The 13,610-nt window shown below is 36.7% G+C and carries 14 protein-coding genes; 10 read left to right on the plus strand and 4 right to left on the minus strand.

Annotated features, from left to right (window positions below; translation table 11 throughout):
- Nucleotides 1–42: 42 nt before the first annotated feature.
- The 4 genes from KPL75_RS15910 to KPL75_RS15925 all read right to left on the minus strand — a co-directional run bounded on the left by KPL75_RS15910 (nt 43) and on the right by KPL75_RS15925 (nt 2,513).
- Nucleotides 43–522, minus strand: a complete 480-nt coding sequence (locus KPL75_RS15910; protein WP_219921121.1) for an HXXEE domain-containing protein — start codon at nt 520–522, stop codon at nt 43–45.
- 66 nt (nt 523–588) lie between these two features.
- Nucleotides 589–780 carry a DUF3926 domain-containing protein gene (locus KPL75_RS15915; RefSeq protein ID WP_219916935.1) on the minus strand — a complete coding sequence of 64 codons (192 nt, stop codon included), beginning with the start codon at nt 778–780 and terminating at the stop codon, nt 589–591.
- Complete coding sequence (locus KPL75_RS15920) at nt 773–1,954, minus strand: ArsA family ATPase (protein WP_219916936.1); 1,182 nt, start codon at nt 1,952–1,954, stop codon at nt 773–775. The genes KPL75_RS15915 and KPL75_RS15920 overlap by 8 nt, the downstream gene beginning before the upstream one ends.
- Before the next feature lie 76 nt (nt 1,955–2,030).
- Nucleotides 2,031–2,513 (minus strand): MarR family winged helix-turn-helix transcriptional regulator, encoded by a 483-nt coding sequence (locus KPL75_RS15925; RefSeq protein WP_219916937.1) that lies wholly within the window; start codon nt 2,511–2,513, stop codon nt 2,031–2,033.
- A gap of 232 nt (nt 2,514–2,745) precedes the next feature.
- Here KPL75_RS15925 and KPL75_RS15930 point away from each other — a divergent pair, with 232 nt between their 5' ends.
- From KPL75_RS15930 to KPL75_RS15975, 10 genes are all read left to right on the plus strand, one after another.
- Nucleotides 2,746–2,982 (plus strand): YiaA/YiaB family inner membrane protein, encoded by a 237-nt coding sequence (locus tag KPL75_RS15930; RefSeq protein WP_001254393.1) that lies wholly within the window; start codon nt 2,746–2,748, stop codon nt 2,980–2,982.
- Between the two features lie 141 nt (nt 2,983–3,123).
- Nucleotides 3,124–3,414 carry an Asp-tRNA(Asn)/Glu-tRNA(Gln) amidotransferase subunit GatC gene (gatC, locus tag KPL75_RS15935; protein WP_219916938.1) on the plus strand — a complete coding sequence of 97 codons (291 nt, stop codon included), beginning with the start codon at nt 3,124–3,126 and terminating at the stop codon, nt 3,412–3,414.
- 14 nt (nt 3,415–3,428) lie between these two features.
- Complete coding sequence (gatA, locus tag KPL75_RS15940; protein ID WP_002113505.1) at nt 3,429–4,886, plus strand: Asp-tRNA(Asn)/Glu-tRNA(Gln) amidotransferase subunit GatA; 1,458 nt, start codon at nt 3,429–3,431, stop codon at nt 4,884–4,886.
- Nucleotides 4,887–4,900: 14 nt separating this feature from the next.
- Nucleotides 4,901–6,328 carry an Asp-tRNA(Asn)/Glu-tRNA(Gln) amidotransferase subunit GatB gene (gatB, locus tag KPL75_RS15945; protein WP_219916939.1) on the plus strand — a complete coding sequence of 476 codons (1,428 nt, stop codon included), beginning with the start codon at nt 4,901–4,903 and terminating at the stop codon, nt 6,326–6,328.
- Between the two features lie 510 nt (nt 6,329–6,838).
- Nucleotides 6,839–7,744, plus strand: coding sequence for a diacylglycerol kinase (locus KPL75_RS15950; protein ID WP_105586222.1), 906 nt, complete (start codon nt 6,839–6,841; stop codon nt 7,742–7,744).
- Between the two features lie 181 nt (nt 7,745–7,925).
- Complete coding sequence (locus tag KPL75_RS15955) at nt 7,926–8,672, plus strand: HAD family hydrolase (RefSeq protein WP_219916940.1); 747 nt, start codon at nt 7,926–7,928, stop codon at nt 8,670–8,672.
- A gap of 154 nt (nt 8,673–8,826) precedes the next feature.
- A complete protein-coding gene (gabT, locus tag KPL75_RS15960) occupies nt 8,827–10,191 on the plus strand; it encodes a 4-aminobutyrate--2-oxoglutarate transaminase (protein WP_219916941.1) in 1,365 nt (454 codons plus the stop codon).
- A gap of 115 nt (nt 10,192–10,306) precedes the next feature.
- Nucleotides 10,307–11,674: a sigma-54 interaction domain-containing protein gene (locus KPL75_RS15965; protein ID WP_219916942.1), complete on the plus strand. Its 1,368-nt coding sequence runs from the start codon at nt 10,307–10,309 to the stop codon at nt 11,672–11,674.
- Nucleotides 11,667–13,118, plus strand: coding sequence for an NADP-dependent succinate-semialdehyde dehydrogenase (gabD, locus tag KPL75_RS15970; protein ID WP_219916943.1), 1,452 nt, complete (start codon nt 11,667–11,669; stop codon nt 13,116–13,118). Before KPL75_RS15965 ends, gabD begins: the two co-directional genes overlap by 8 nt.
- A gap of 47 nt (nt 13,119–13,165) precedes the next feature.
- Complete coding sequence (locus KPL75_RS15975) at nt 13,166–13,489, plus strand: DMT family transporter (RefSeq protein WP_071772037.1); 324 nt, start codon at nt 13,166–13,168, stop codon at nt 13,487–13,489.
- Nucleotides 13,490–13,610 lie beyond the last annotated feature (121 nt).

Genomic DNA, 13,610 nt, shown 5'->3' on the forward strand with positions numbered 1-13,610 from the left:
TAAGTAGAGTGATGGACCAGGAGTTTGCCTGGTCTTTTTTTATTAATGAAAGCAGCTAGCGAATAGTAAGGTAATCCAAATTATAATGGGATAAGAAAATAAGCTGAAAATGAGTGTAATTACGAAGTGTTTTTTATGAATTAAGTGTTTTTTTGATGAAAAAAAGAAAATAGAAAAGAGGGTAATGAAAACTGCTGATATTAAGCCGGGATTATAGGAGCGATAAATTAAAAACAAAATAATATGTTGAACAGAGTTGAAGAAGATAGGCCCTTGTATAAAGATAATCCAGTATATAGAAGATAACACATTTAGTTGATATAGAAAGATGATAAGTAAGACAAAGGTTGTTAATATGGAAAGTGCAATGAAAAATTGTTGGCTAGTTATAAGATGAATTGAAAAATGATTAGCAAGATATTGCGGCATCTGGAAAGCTTCTTCAAGGTTATGAATGAAAAATAAAAAGGGGATTAGCCAGATCGTACGAGTAGTAACATGTCTTGCAGAAGATGTTTTCATCAATTTACATCAGCTCCAATAAAGGGATAGAAAGCCTATAAGAAAAGGCTTTCTACAAGGGTATAGTTATTCAATTACAATACTTTTTAAATTATCTTTAGGATGCTCTTGTTCTTTCGGATAAGCAGCTAGCTCCTCTTGCAAAATATTTAGCGTTTGTTTAGCGTGTTGCTGAATTGGATTCGGTAGCTCTTCTAATATACGCATACCGACTTTTATTTTTGTACGAATTATTCTTCTTAGTAGCTCCTCATGCATGCACTACACCTCCAAACCGAATGTTTAGTACATCTTCTTCAAACTTCGCTCCTTGAATAGAAAGGTGTGTTAATGTTTTTGGTAATGTGATGTTCCGTTTAACAGAACCAGCTCGAATAATAAGTTCATCACCTTTTTGATTTAATGAAAGGTTATCTTTGTTTGAAAATGGAATGGATAGAACGAAAATATATTCATCGCCATCTTTTTTCACATATTGTGTGCGACCATTAAATTTCACTTCAGTAGGAGAAGGGTCTGATTTAAATAAAGCATTTCCTACACGCTCTAACATAGGTAAACCAACAACTTCTTGTTCAAACATGGGAGCCTCGTAAATAGGAAGTGGCTGAAAACTATCTTTAATTAAGGCTTTATATTTCTTTTGTGTATCTTTCCATGCTTGAAAGTAAGGATCGGTGACAGTGTTAGGGATGACGCGGTTAATCATGATGGCATCTACGTTATAATCGTATAAATTTAAATAAGTAAAGCTACGCTGAGCTTCTTTAATGACCATTTTTTCAGGATTTACAACAACGCGAATACTCGTTACTTCTCGGTTTGATAAAATATCTCTCATTTCTCCAAGCTGTTCAAGCGTATTTGTTAATTCGTCCATAATATCATCGGTTGGAAGGGGGACACCAAGAAGTGGTTGAGCTACAGGTCGAACAACTTTTAAAATTTTTCTTTTAATAGGAAAGAGTTTTTCCATCCACCAGCCGAGCATGTCTGGAAAGCTAAGCATTGCTAAAGTTTCTCCAGTCGGTGCGCAATCAATAATGATGACATCGTATGTGTTTTGTTTATAATAATCTAGTACTCGAAGTAAGCTAATTAAATCTTCCATACCAGGGAACATCGTTAATTCTTCTGTCGTAATATCATCAGCTGCTTTGGAAGTGAAGAGTAGTGTAATATATTTCTGCAATTTCCCCCAGCCCTTTTCCATTTCATAAATAGTGTTAATTTCTTGTGCCCACAAGTTTTCGCGAATTTCTAGTGGCTCAGAAGATAGTTTTATGCCAAATGAATCTCCTAAACTATGAGCAGGATCTGTGCTCATTACTAAGGTTTTTAATCCTTGTTTTGCACTTTGGATTGCTGTTGCTGCTGAAATGCTAGTTTTTCCTACGCCGCCTTTACCTGTATACAGAATAATTCTCATCATTAATATCCCCTTTGTTTCGAATGTCGAATATTACGAGTGTCGAAATATTTAATTGAATAAAAACCCAACTAGGGTCTTATTCAATCGGAATGTTTTTCATTTTAGGTGTAGAAACCTTTTCTTTTGTTTTTTGCTGTGACGTAGCAATGTGATTCATGATCTTTTGGAATATTTGTAGTAAGAATGCTTTTTCTTCTTCTGACAATGCGTCTGTCACTAGGCTAAAGTAATAAGCCGCATTTTGTTTTACTTCTTGAACGAGTATTACGCCGTTTTCTGTTAAACGAATTAATACAATGCGTCGATCGCTTTCATTCCGGTAGCGTTCAATGTATCCCTTTTTTACAAGGCGATGTACAACGCCTGTCGTTGTACTCATCGGTATATCAAGAAGATCAGCAATTTTTGTCATTGTAATATCTGTATTTCGCTCCATCCAAAGTAAACAAAATACTTCTGTTTTAGAAAGTGTTAAATCAAGGCTTACCCATTCTTCAGGATAGAAAAGTTTCTTGGCGTTATCTAGCAGTAAGTCTAAAAAATGTTCATAGTGCAACAATTATTTCCACTCCCGTATATTTCGAGGTTCGTAATATTTGTTTTTATTTTATGTGGAATTGAAATAAATGTCAATGTTTTTAATTGTTTTTTCAGATTAGACAGAAAACCGACTTCAAAATAGGAAATTTTTGTGGTAGATTAATAAATAGAAAAAAGAAGATTTACATAAAAATCCATCATGGTAAATATATTTATCTATAATGGATGTGCAGCTAACGAGGGGGAGAACGATGAGGAGAAGAAATACGCAAGCGTTCACGTTTTTAGCATGGACTTCATTTGTTTGTGCGCTTTCAGGGATGCTAATTGGGATTTACACGTTAGATGAAACGCTTAGTGTAAAAGGGTACTATTTAATCGGAACATTATTTTTAACGATGTCTTGTTTTGTATTGCAAAAAACAATTCGTGATAATGAGGAAGATAATGAAAGATTTCCAAAAAATAAACCGTTAGATAAAGAGTAAATCGTAAAGAAAGGCATTTGCCTTTCTTTTTTTGTGTAAAAATACTGTAAGTGCCGTGTGTTGACTTGCTTGAAGTACTGAAAATTTGGTATCATCAATAGTATTGTAGATTGAACGATATATTATGGAGGTGGCCTAGCCGTGTCAAGAATTTCCGTTGAGAATGTAAAGCACGTAGCACATTTAGCACGTCTTGCAATTACTGATCAAGAAGCAGAAAAATTTCAAAAACAACTAGATGCAATTGTTACATTTGCAGAACAGTTAAATGAATTAGATACAACAGATGTAAAACCAACAACTCATGTATTAACTATGAAAAATGTTATGCGTGAAGATGTGCCAGAAAAAGGTTTACTAGTAGAAGAAGTATTAAAAAATGCACCGGATCACAAAGATAATCAAATTCGTGTTCCAGCAGTATTAGAATAGAGGAGGGAATTTCGATGTCATTATTTGATCATTCTGTATCAGAGTTACATAAGAAGTTAAACAACAAAGAAATTTCCGTTACGGATTTAGTAGAAGAATCTTACAAACGTATTTCAGATGTTGAAGATAACGTAAAAGCTTTTCTTACATTAGATGAAGAAAATGCACGTGCGAAAGCGAAAGAATTAGATGCAAAGATTGGTGCTGAGGATAATGGTTTATTATTCGGTATGCCAATCGGTGTAAAAGATAACATTGTAACTAACGGTCTTCGTACAACTTGTGCGAGCAAAATGCTAGCAAACTTCGATCCAATTTACGATGCGACAGTTGTACAAAAGCTAAAAGCTGCTGACACAGTTACAATCGGTAAATTAAATATGGACGAGTTCGCAATGGGTTCTTCAAATGAAAACTCAGGTTTCTACGCTACAAAAAATCCATGGAACTTAGATTACGTTCCAGGCGGATCTAGTGGTGGTTCTGCAGCAGCAGTAGCGGCAGGAGAAGTATTATTCTCTCTAGGTTCTGATACGGGTGGTTCTATCCGTCAGCCAGCTGCATATTGCGGTGTTGTAGGTTTAAAACCAACTTACGGACGTGTATCTCGTTACGGATTAGTAGCATTCGCATCTTCACTTGACCAAATCGGACCGATCACCCGTACAGTAGAAGACAATGCATACTTATTACAAGCTATTTCAGGTATTGACCGTATGGATGCAACTTCTGCAAACGTTGAAGTAGGAAACTACTTAGCTGGTTTAACAGGCGACGTTAAAGGTTTACGCATTGCTGTACCGAAAGAATACTTAGGCGAAGGTGTTGGCGAAGAAGCTCGTGAGTCAGTACTAGCGGCTTTAAAAGTGTTAGAAGGTATGGGCGCAACTTGGGAGGAAGTATCTCTTCCGCACTCTAAATACGCTCTAGCAACGTATTACTTATTATCTTCTTCTGAAGCATCTGCTAACCTTTCACGCTTTGATGGCGTACGTTACGGTGTTCGTTCTGATAATGTAAATAATTTATTAGATCTTTACAAAAACACACGTAGCGAAGGTTTCGGTGATGAAGTAAAACGTCGTATTATGCTTGGTACATTTGCTCTTAGCTCTGGTTACTATGATGCATATTACAAAAAAGCACAACAAGTACGTACATTAATTAAAAATGACTTTGAAAATGTATTTGCTAACTATGATGTTATTATTGGACCAACAACGCCAACTCCAGCATTTAAAGTGGGCGAAAAAGTGGATGATCCAATGACAATGTATGCAAATGACATTTTAACAATTCCAGTAAACTTAGCGGGTGTTCCAGCGATTTCTGTTCCATGTGGATTCGGTGCTAACAACATGCCACTTGGTCTACAAATCATTGGTAAACACTTCGATGAAGCGACAATTTACCGCGTTGCACATGCGTTTGAGCAAGCAACAGACTATCATACAAAAAAAGCAAGTCTGTAAGGAGGCGAGCATAGATGAATTTAGAAACAATTATTGGTTTAGAGGTTCACGTTGAGTTAAAAACAAATTCGAAAATTTTCTCTGCGAGTCCAACAGAATTCGGAGCGGAGCCAAATACACAAACAAGTGTAATTGACTTAGGATACCCAGGGGTACTTCCTACTTTAAATAAGGAAGCAGTTAACTTTGCAATGAAAGCTGCAATGGCATTAAACTGTGAAATCGCAACGGAAACGAAGTTCGACCGTAAAAACTATTTCTACCCAGATAATCCGAAAGCTTACCAAATCTCTCAATTTGATAAGCCAATTGGTGAAAATGGTTGGATTGAAATCGAAGTAGACGGTAAAAAGAAACGTATCGGTATTACACGTCTTCATTTAGAAGAAGATGCTGGTAAATCAACGCATACAGCTGACGGTTCATTAGTAGACTACAACCGTCAAGGTATGCCTTTAATCGAGATCGTATCTGAGCCAGATATGCGTACTCCAGAAGAAGCATATGCATACTTAGAGAAGTTAAAATCAATCATTCAATACACTGGTGTATCTGATTGTAAGATGGAAGAAGGTTCTCTACGTTGTGATGCGAATATTTCACTTCGTCCAGTTGGACAAGAGAAGTTCGGTACAAAAGCAGAACTGAAAAACTTAAACTCTTTCACTTACGTGCAAAAAGGTCTTGAGCATGAGCAAGTGCGCCAAGAGAAAGAATTATTATCTGGTGGTATCATCCAACAAGAAACACGTCGTTATGATGAAGCAACGAAGAAAACAATCTTAATGCGTATAAAAGAAGGATCTGACGATTACCGTTACTTCCCAGAGCCAGACTTAGTTGAACTTTACATCGATGATGAGTGGAAAGAAGAAATTCGTGCTTCTATTCCAGAACTTCCAGATGCACGTAAAGCTCGCTATGTTGAAGAAGTTGGCTTACCAGCTTATGATGCGCATGTATTGACATTAACGAAAGAGATGTCTGATTTCTTTGAAGCGACAGTTGCAGACGGTGCTGATGCGAAATTAACATCGAACTGGTTAATGGGTGAAGTGCTTGCATACCTAAACAAACAACAAAAAGAATTAAAAGACGTTGCATTAACGCCAGCTGGCTTAGCTAAAATGGTTCAATTAATTGAAAAAGGTACAATTTCTTCTAAAATCGCGAAGAAAGTATTTAACGAATTAATTGAAAAAGGTGGAGACCCAGAAGAAATCGTTAAAGCGAAAGGTCTTGTTCAAATTTCTGACGAAGGAACACTTCGTAAAGTTGTAACAGAAATTCTTGATAATAATGAGCAATCTATCGAAGACTTTAAAAACGGTAAAGACCGTGCAATTGGCTTCTTAGTTGGTCAAATTATGAAAGCTACAAAAGGACAAGCAAATCCACCGCTTGTTAACAAAATCTTACTTGAAGAGATTAGTAAGCGCTAAAAATAAGAGAGGAATTCTTATTTTTGAACGCTAAAATAGTATAGATTCTTAAAGATTAAACAGAAAAAACACCCGTATTTGGGTGTTTTTTCTGAGTTAATCAAACGTTTGTTTAAATGGTGAAAAATAATTTAAACAAACGTTTGATTAACTGTCAAAAGTGAAAAAATGTTTGTATAGCAACTATGGTATGATAGTTGCAAAAAGGTGGGAATAATGATAAATCTAGACATAGAGAGTTTTTTCATCTCATGAAATAATAGATAATTATTATTCATTATATGTAAATTGATGTGAGAGAATGGATAGACATAAATTTCTTGGTTAAATAAAGCAAAACCATCATGAGTGAATATTTACTTTTGATGTGCTACACGAATCGGGTTCTTACTGCCTGTTTGAGCGGAATTAAAGAAGGATAGGAAGATGAGAGGAGGTAGGCATAGGGATACTGAATAAGGGTTCGGTGTATTCGTTTTTCAATGAATAAGGAATTTCCTGTGCTAATAAATGATGAAGCGAGCAAGAATTATTTATAATCCTACTTCTGGGCGCGAGCTATTTAAGAAGAGCTTACCAGAAGTATTACAAAAATTAGAACAAGCTGGATATGAAGCGTCTTGTCATGCGACAACTGGTCCTGGAGATGCGACTGTGGCAGCGAGGCAAGCTGCGGATCGTAAGTTTGATGTTGTTATCGCAGCTGGTGGTGATGGTACATTAAATGAAGTAGTGAACGGTTTAGTAGGACATGAGCATCGTCCAAAGTTTGGAATTATTCCAGTTGGAACGACAAATGATTTTGCGCGTGCGATTGGTGTACCTCGTGCTATTGAAGAGGCTGCGGATATTATTTGTGAAGGAACAACGGTACCGTTAGATCTTGGTAGAGCGAATGATACATATTTCATTAATATCGCTGGTGGCGGCCGTATTACAGAATTAACATATGAAGTACCAAGCAAGCTAAAAACGGTATTAGGCCAACTTGCTTACTATTTAAAAGGAATCGAAATGTTACCATCATTACATCCAACATATGTTGAAATTGAGTATGATGGGAAGTTGCTACAAGAAGAAATTACGATGTTTTTAATTACGAATACTCGTTCAGTTGGTGGATTCGAAAAAGTAGCACCATATGCATCTATTAACGATGGATTATTTGATTTATTAGTACTGAAAAAAGGTTCTATCGCTGATTTAATTAAAGCAGCAACACAAGCGCAGCGTGGGGAACATATTAACAATCCGAAAGTGCTATATACACAAGCGAATCGAATTAAAGTGCATTCACCTGATAAATTAATGATCAACTTAGATGGTGAATATGGCGGAGATGCACCGATGGAATTCGAAAATATATATCATTGTCTGGAACTATTTGTTCCTGAACATCAAGAGGATGCCCTGTAAAGGCATCCTTTTTTGCTTTTACGAGAATAAGACTTCCCTCGCTGATTAAAGTTTCTCTTTATGCAGATGAATTGTAAATTGGGAGTTAGTTTGATTTTTATGGTATTTTTACAATCCGTTTATTTTATATCCATATTTTATTGATACACTGGAAGAGATAAGAAATGAGAGGTAGGGTGCTATGGAGAAGGTAAAAGCAATACTATTTGATAAAGATGGGACATTAATGGATTTTCATTCGATTTGGATAAAAGTAGCTGAAGAACTTGTTGCAGAATGTATAAATTTATATCAATTACCAGAATTAATGCAGCAGACGTTATTAAAAGAGATTGGCGTAGATGGAGCATTTGTTCATCCTCGTAGTGCGCTCGCTGCTGGAACGAGTCTTGATGTGGCCAAGGGGCTTTGTAAGTATATTGCATCATCTAGAGAAGAAGAGATGCATCAATGGGTGAGTGAAAAATTGTTTGCTCTTATGTACGAGCATCGTTCACATATGAGAATGACGGCAGATTTACCGAAAGTTTTACAAGCGTTAAAGGATAGAGGATTTATTCTAGGTGTCGTTACAGCTGATGATTTCGCGCCGACAGAATTATTTTTAAAGCAATATCAATTGGAAGCTTTTTTTGATTGTGTTATAGCTTCAGATACATTTCCAGCACAGAAGCCAGATAAAAAAATTGTAGAATCGTTTTGTGAGAGATTTAATTTAGAGACATGCGAAATAGCGGTCGTCGGGGATACACCGACGGATTTATATTTAGCGAAAAATGGTGGCGACTGTTATGCGATTGGCGTACTATCTGGTACGGGTGATCGTCAAACGTTAGAACCACTTGCAGATTTAGTATTACAATCTGTTGAAGATTTAATTTCTCATTCAGGTGAGTTTATTTGGAAACAAGGAAAGTCTAATGTATAAATGAATAAGTCTATAAGGACTCTATATGAGTCTTTATAGACTTATTTTTTATGCCGAGATAGTAAGAGAATGGGATGAATACTAGAAAGGGGAAGTTGGCATACATCTTGCAATATAAAGAGAAAACATTGTATAGAAAAGGATGGGGTACACAATGAACACAAAAAAATTTGCTAAAGTAAATGAACAAATTCCAGGACCGAAAGCAGCGTCTTTATTAGAACGCCGCCAAAATATAGTACCAAAAGGAGTAAGTAATGGTATTCCAACATTTGTACATTCTGCAAATGGTGCACTCGTAACAGATGTGGATGGAAACCAGTATATTGATTTCGCAGGAGCAATCGGGACAATTAATGTAGGACATTGTCATCCTACTGTTAAAGAAGCGCTTCATAAACAAGTAGATCAATATATTCATACTGGTTTTAATGTGATGATGTATGAGCCATATATTGAGTTGGCAGAAAAGCTGGCAGCATTAGCACCAGGTAATTTCGATAAACAAGTGCTGTTTTTAAACAGTGGGGCAGAAGCGGTTGAAAATGCAGTGAAGATTGCTCGTAAATATACGAAGAGACCTGGAATTATTGCATTTTCTAAAGGATTTCATGGGCGTACATTAATGACAATGACGATGACAAGTAAAGTAAAACCATATAAATTTGGATTTGGTCCATTTGCTCCAGAAGTATATAAAGCGCCATTCCCATATGAATACCGTCGCCCAGAAGGGTTAACAGAAGAGCAGTATGATGACTTTATCATTGAAGAGTTTAAGAACTTCTTCATATCAGAAGTAGCACCAGAAACAATTGCAGCTGTTGTAATGGAGCCTGTTCAAGGGGAAGGCGGATTTATCGTTCCAAGTAAGAAATTTGTTCAAGAAGTACGCAGCATTTGTTCAGAGTACGGTATTTTATTTGTAGCTGATGAAATTCAAACAGGCTTTAGTCGTACCGGAAAATACTTTGCAATTGATCATTATGATGTCGTTCCAGATTTAATTACGGTATCTAAATCATTAGGTGCTGGTGTACCGATAAGCGGCGTGATTGGGCGTAAAGAAATTATGAATGAGTCTGCACCGGGAGAACTGGGCGGAACGTATGCAGGAAGCCCACTAGGATGTGCGGCTGCATTAGCTGTGCTTGATGTAATAGAAAAAGAGAAATTAAATGATAGAGCGATAGAAGTAGGGCAAGTTGTAATGAACAGATTCCAAGAGATGAAAAATAAATATAATTGCATCGGTGATGTGCGCGGCTTAGGGGCAATGTGTGCATTCGAGCTCGTTCAAGATCGTAAGACGAAAGCGCCTGATAAAACATTAGCGGCTAATTTATGTGCAGAAGCAAATAAGCGTGGACTACTTTTATTATCCGCAGGAACATATGGAAATGTTATTCGTGTGTTAATGCCATTAGTGATTACAGATGAGCAACTTGAAGAAGGATTAGCAATAATTGAGGAATCGCTGCAAGCTTGTTATGAGCAGGCAAACATCGCACGTGTTTAAAAACTAAATTATAAATCGCAAACATTCTAGCTGACTCTATATTAAATGCAGAAAATTCACTTTATAATAAAGGTAGTGAAGTGAATCGATGGATTTGAAGTTAGGGGTGGCTAGGATGGTTGCAGAAAAGGAACGAGTGTTAATGGATTTAAAAGATGCATTTGAATATGCGTTTGACGAAATTTTTGTTACTGACGAAAAGGGAATCGTTGTACGTGTAAATAGTACATGTGAAAGACACTATCAACTAGCTGCTGCAGAGTTAGTAGGTAAGCATGTAGAAGAATTACAAAAGGATGGAATCTTTTATCCATCGGCAACATTAGAGGTAATTGAAAAAAAGAGACCAATTGAACTCGTTCAAACGACAAAATCAGGAGAGTATTTGCATGTTCGTACAAGGCCTGTTTTTGATGATGAAGGAAATTTAAGAAGAGTGATTAGTTATTCTCGTGATCTTACTGAACTCTATCAATTACGTCAAAAGGTAGAGGAAATGGATAATCAGCTAAAAACATATAAAAAAGAATTAAGAGAAACATATGAGCATGAAGGGCTTATTTTTAAAAGCATTGCTATGCAAAAAATAGTCGAGACAATCAAAAAAGTATCCGTGGTAGATAGTACTGTTCTCGTTTTAGGTGAGACAGGAGTAGGGAAGAGTCGATTAGTACGTCATTTGCATGAAGTGAGTAGTCGGAAGAATGAAAGTTTCTATGAAATTAATTGTGCGGCATTGCCAACTAATTTAATTGAATCGGAGCTTTTTGGATATTCAGGTGGATCTTTTACAGGTGCTAATCGTGAAGGAAAAAAGGGGTTATTAGAAGCAGCGCATAAAGGGACTCTTTTCTTAGATGAAATTGGTGAAATGCCGCTTGAAATTCAAGCGAAGCTTTTGCAAGTATTGCAAGAAAAAACGTTTCGCCCTATAGGCGGAAGAGAACTGAAAAAGGTAGACGTTAGAATTGTGGCGGCAACAAATAGAGATTTAAGTGCGATGGTGAAACAAGGAACATTCAGGAAAGATTTATATTATCGTCTGAATGTCATTCCAATTTCAATTCCGCCACTTCGTGAGAGAACAGAAGACATTTTGCCGCTCATCTATCATTATTTACAGCAATTTAATGAGAAGTATGGACGGAATGTAAAATTAGCACCTAGCACATTGCAAATGTTTGTGGGGTACCCTTGGGAAGGAAATAATAGAGAAATTGAAAATGTAATTGAACGAATTGTTATAACTGCTGATGATATCGTTACGATAGAGAATTTACCAATAGCAATGCAGGAATCAACAGTTGAACAGTCAGGTCAAAGTCTCTATAAAATGTTGGAAGAAGTAGAACGAAACATTATTTTAAAAGCATATAAAACATGTGGATCAAGCTATAAAGTAGCGGAGTTTTTAAAAATAAGTCAATCTGCTGCTAATAGGAAAATTAAGAAGTTTATAGAGGAGGAAGAAAACATTGGATAAAAAAGCGACGTTCGTAAACTTAGAGAAAAAGGCGATGTATATAAATGGTGAGTGGATTACACTGCAAGAACAAATCGAAGTAAATAATCCAGCGACAAAGGAAGTATTTGCAACGGTACCAAAGGGTGGGATTACAGAGGCAAAGCAAGCGGTTGATGCTGCACATGAGGCTTTTAAATTATGGTCAAAATTAACGGCAGCGGATCGTGCAGTAAAGTTAAAAAAGTGGTTCACACTCATTGATGAAAATAAAGAAGAAATTGCAGCAATCATGACGAGAGAGCAAGGGAAGCCGTTTGCAGAAGCACTTGGTGAAGTGAATTATGCAAATAGTTTTGTTGAATGGTACGCAGAAGAAGGAAAGAGAATATACGGTGAAATGATTCCTGCTTCTCATCCGAATAAGCGTATTTTAGTTATGAAGCAACCAGTTGGGGTTATGGCAGCTATTACACCGTGGAACTTCCCAGCTGCTATGATTACGAGAAAGGTGGCTCCAGCACTTGCAGCAGGCTGTACGGCAGTTGTGAAACCAGCGAGTCAAACGCCATTAACTGCATTGAAGTTAGTTGAATTAGCACATGAAGCAGACATTCCAAAAGGTGTAATAAATATTGTAACAGGTAGTGCAAAGGCAATTGCTGATACGTGGATGGAAGATGAGCGCGTTCGAAAAGTGTCCTTTACAGGATCAACTGAAATTGGGAAAGAATTAATGGCTAGCGCTGCGCAAACGATGAAAAAGGTTTCGCTTGAATTAGGTGGTCACGCTCCATTTATTGTTATGAATGATGCTGATTTAGATAAGGCGGTAGAAGCGGTAATCGGTTCGAAATTCCGTAACGCAGGACAAACGTGTATATGTACAAACCGCGTCTTTGTTCAAGAAGAAGTGTACGAAGAATTTGCAGAGAAGTTCACAAAAGCTGTAGAGCAGCTTAAAGTTGGAGACGGATTCGGTGAAGGAACAACTGTAGGTCCACTTATTGATGCGAATGCAATTTCGAAAGTACAAGAACATATTGAAGACGCTATTCAAAAGGGTGGAGAAGTTTTATATGGTGGCCAAAAATTTGCAGAGTTAGATGGATATTTCATTCAGCCAACAGTAATTGGATTGGCAAATGACACGATGCTTTGTATGAATGAAGAAACATTTGGACCAGTTGCACCAGTTGCTAAATTTAAAACAGTTGAAGAAGTAATCGAGCGAGCAAATAATACACCATATGGTTTAGCTGCTTATATTTTCACAAAAGATATTAGCCAAGCATTCCAAATTAGCGAAGCGTTAGAGTACGGCATTATCGGTTTGAATGATGGACTTCCATCAGTTGCACAAGCACCATTTGGTGGCTTTAAAGAAAGTGGTATCGGCCGCGAAGGAGGCCATTTCGGCATTGAGGAATATTTAGAAATTAAATATATTTCATTAGGATTATAAGTAGTATACTAGAATCTCTATAAGGTAACAGAGAAGGAGATTCTAGTATGGTATATTGGCTATTGTTACTCGTAACAATTATTTTTGAAGTAGCTGGAACGATTGCGATGAAGTTATCAAACGGTTTAACAAAGCTTGTTCCAAGTGTCCTTATTTTCGTTTTTTATGGTATTTGCTTCAGTATCTTTGCTATCGTTGTAAAGAAGATTAACTTAAGCATTGCTTATGCGATCTGGTCCGGCCTAGGGACACTACTTATTACAATTATTAGTGTGTACTTCTTTAAAGAGCATATTAACTTATTCCAAGCGTGTTGTATTCTCTTTATTGTTCTAGGAGTAATTGGACTTAAGGTGTCATCGGCATCATGAAAGCTATCTTTTGTAGAAGATAGCTTTTTTCTTTGTCACAATTTATATCAGCGATTTTTGAAATATACCGATGTACCGGAAAAAACGACATAATAAAAGGAGGCTACCCATTGGGGTAGCC

It is taken from the genome of Bacillus sp. NP247 (genome assembly GCF_018966865.1).
Lineage (GTDB): Bacteria > Bacillota > Bacilli > Bacillales > Bacillaceae_G > Bacillus_A.

What these genes read in the sequence shown, in the direction of transcription:
- KPL75_RS15920 (WP_219916936.1), bottom strand. Translation starts at nt 1,954, where the DNA reads ATGATGAGAATTATTCTGTATACAGGTAAAGGCGGCGTAGGAAAAACT.
- gabT (WP_219916941.1), top strand. Translation starts at nt 8,827, where the DNA reads ATGAACACAAAAAAATTTGCTAAAGTAAATGAACAAATTCCAGGACCG.
- KPL75_RS15975 (WP_071772037.1), top strand. Translation starts at nt 13,166, where the DNA reads ATGGTATATTGGCTATTGTTACTCGTAACAATTATTTTTGAAGTAGCT.
- KPL75_RS15950 (WP_105586222.1), top strand. Translation starts at nt 6,839, where the DNA reads ATGATGAAGCGAGCAAGAATTATTTATAATCCTACTTCTGGGCGCGAG.
- KPL75_RS15915 (WP_219916935.1), bottom strand. Translation starts at nt 780, where the DNA reads ATGCATGAGGAGCTACTAAGAAGAATAATTCGTACAAAAATAAAAGTC.
- KPL75_RS15930 (WP_001254393.1), top strand. Translation starts at nt 2,746, where the DNA reads ATGAGGAGAAGAAATACGCAAGCGTTCACGTTTTTAGCATGGACTTCA.
- KPL75_RS15955 (WP_219916940.1), top strand. Translation starts at nt 7,926, where the DNA reads ATGGAGAAGGTAAAAGCAATACTATTTGATAAAGATGGGACATTAATG.
- gatB (WP_219916939.1), top strand. Translation starts at nt 4,901, where the DNA reads ATGAATTTAGAAACAATTATTGGTTTAGAGGTTCACGTTGAGTTAAAA.
- gatA (WP_002113505.1), top strand. Translation starts at nt 3,429, where the DNA reads ATGTCATTATTTGATCATTCTGTATCAGAGTTACATAAGAAGTTAAAC.
- KPL75_RS15965 (WP_219916942.1), top strand. Translation starts at nt 10,307, where the DNA reads ATGGTTGCAGAAAAGGAACGAGTGTTAATGGATTTAAAAGATGCATTT.
- KPL75_RS15910 (WP_219921121.1), bottom strand. Translation starts at nt 522, where the DNA reads ATGAAAACATCTTCTGCAAGACATGTTACTACTCGTACGATCTGGCTA.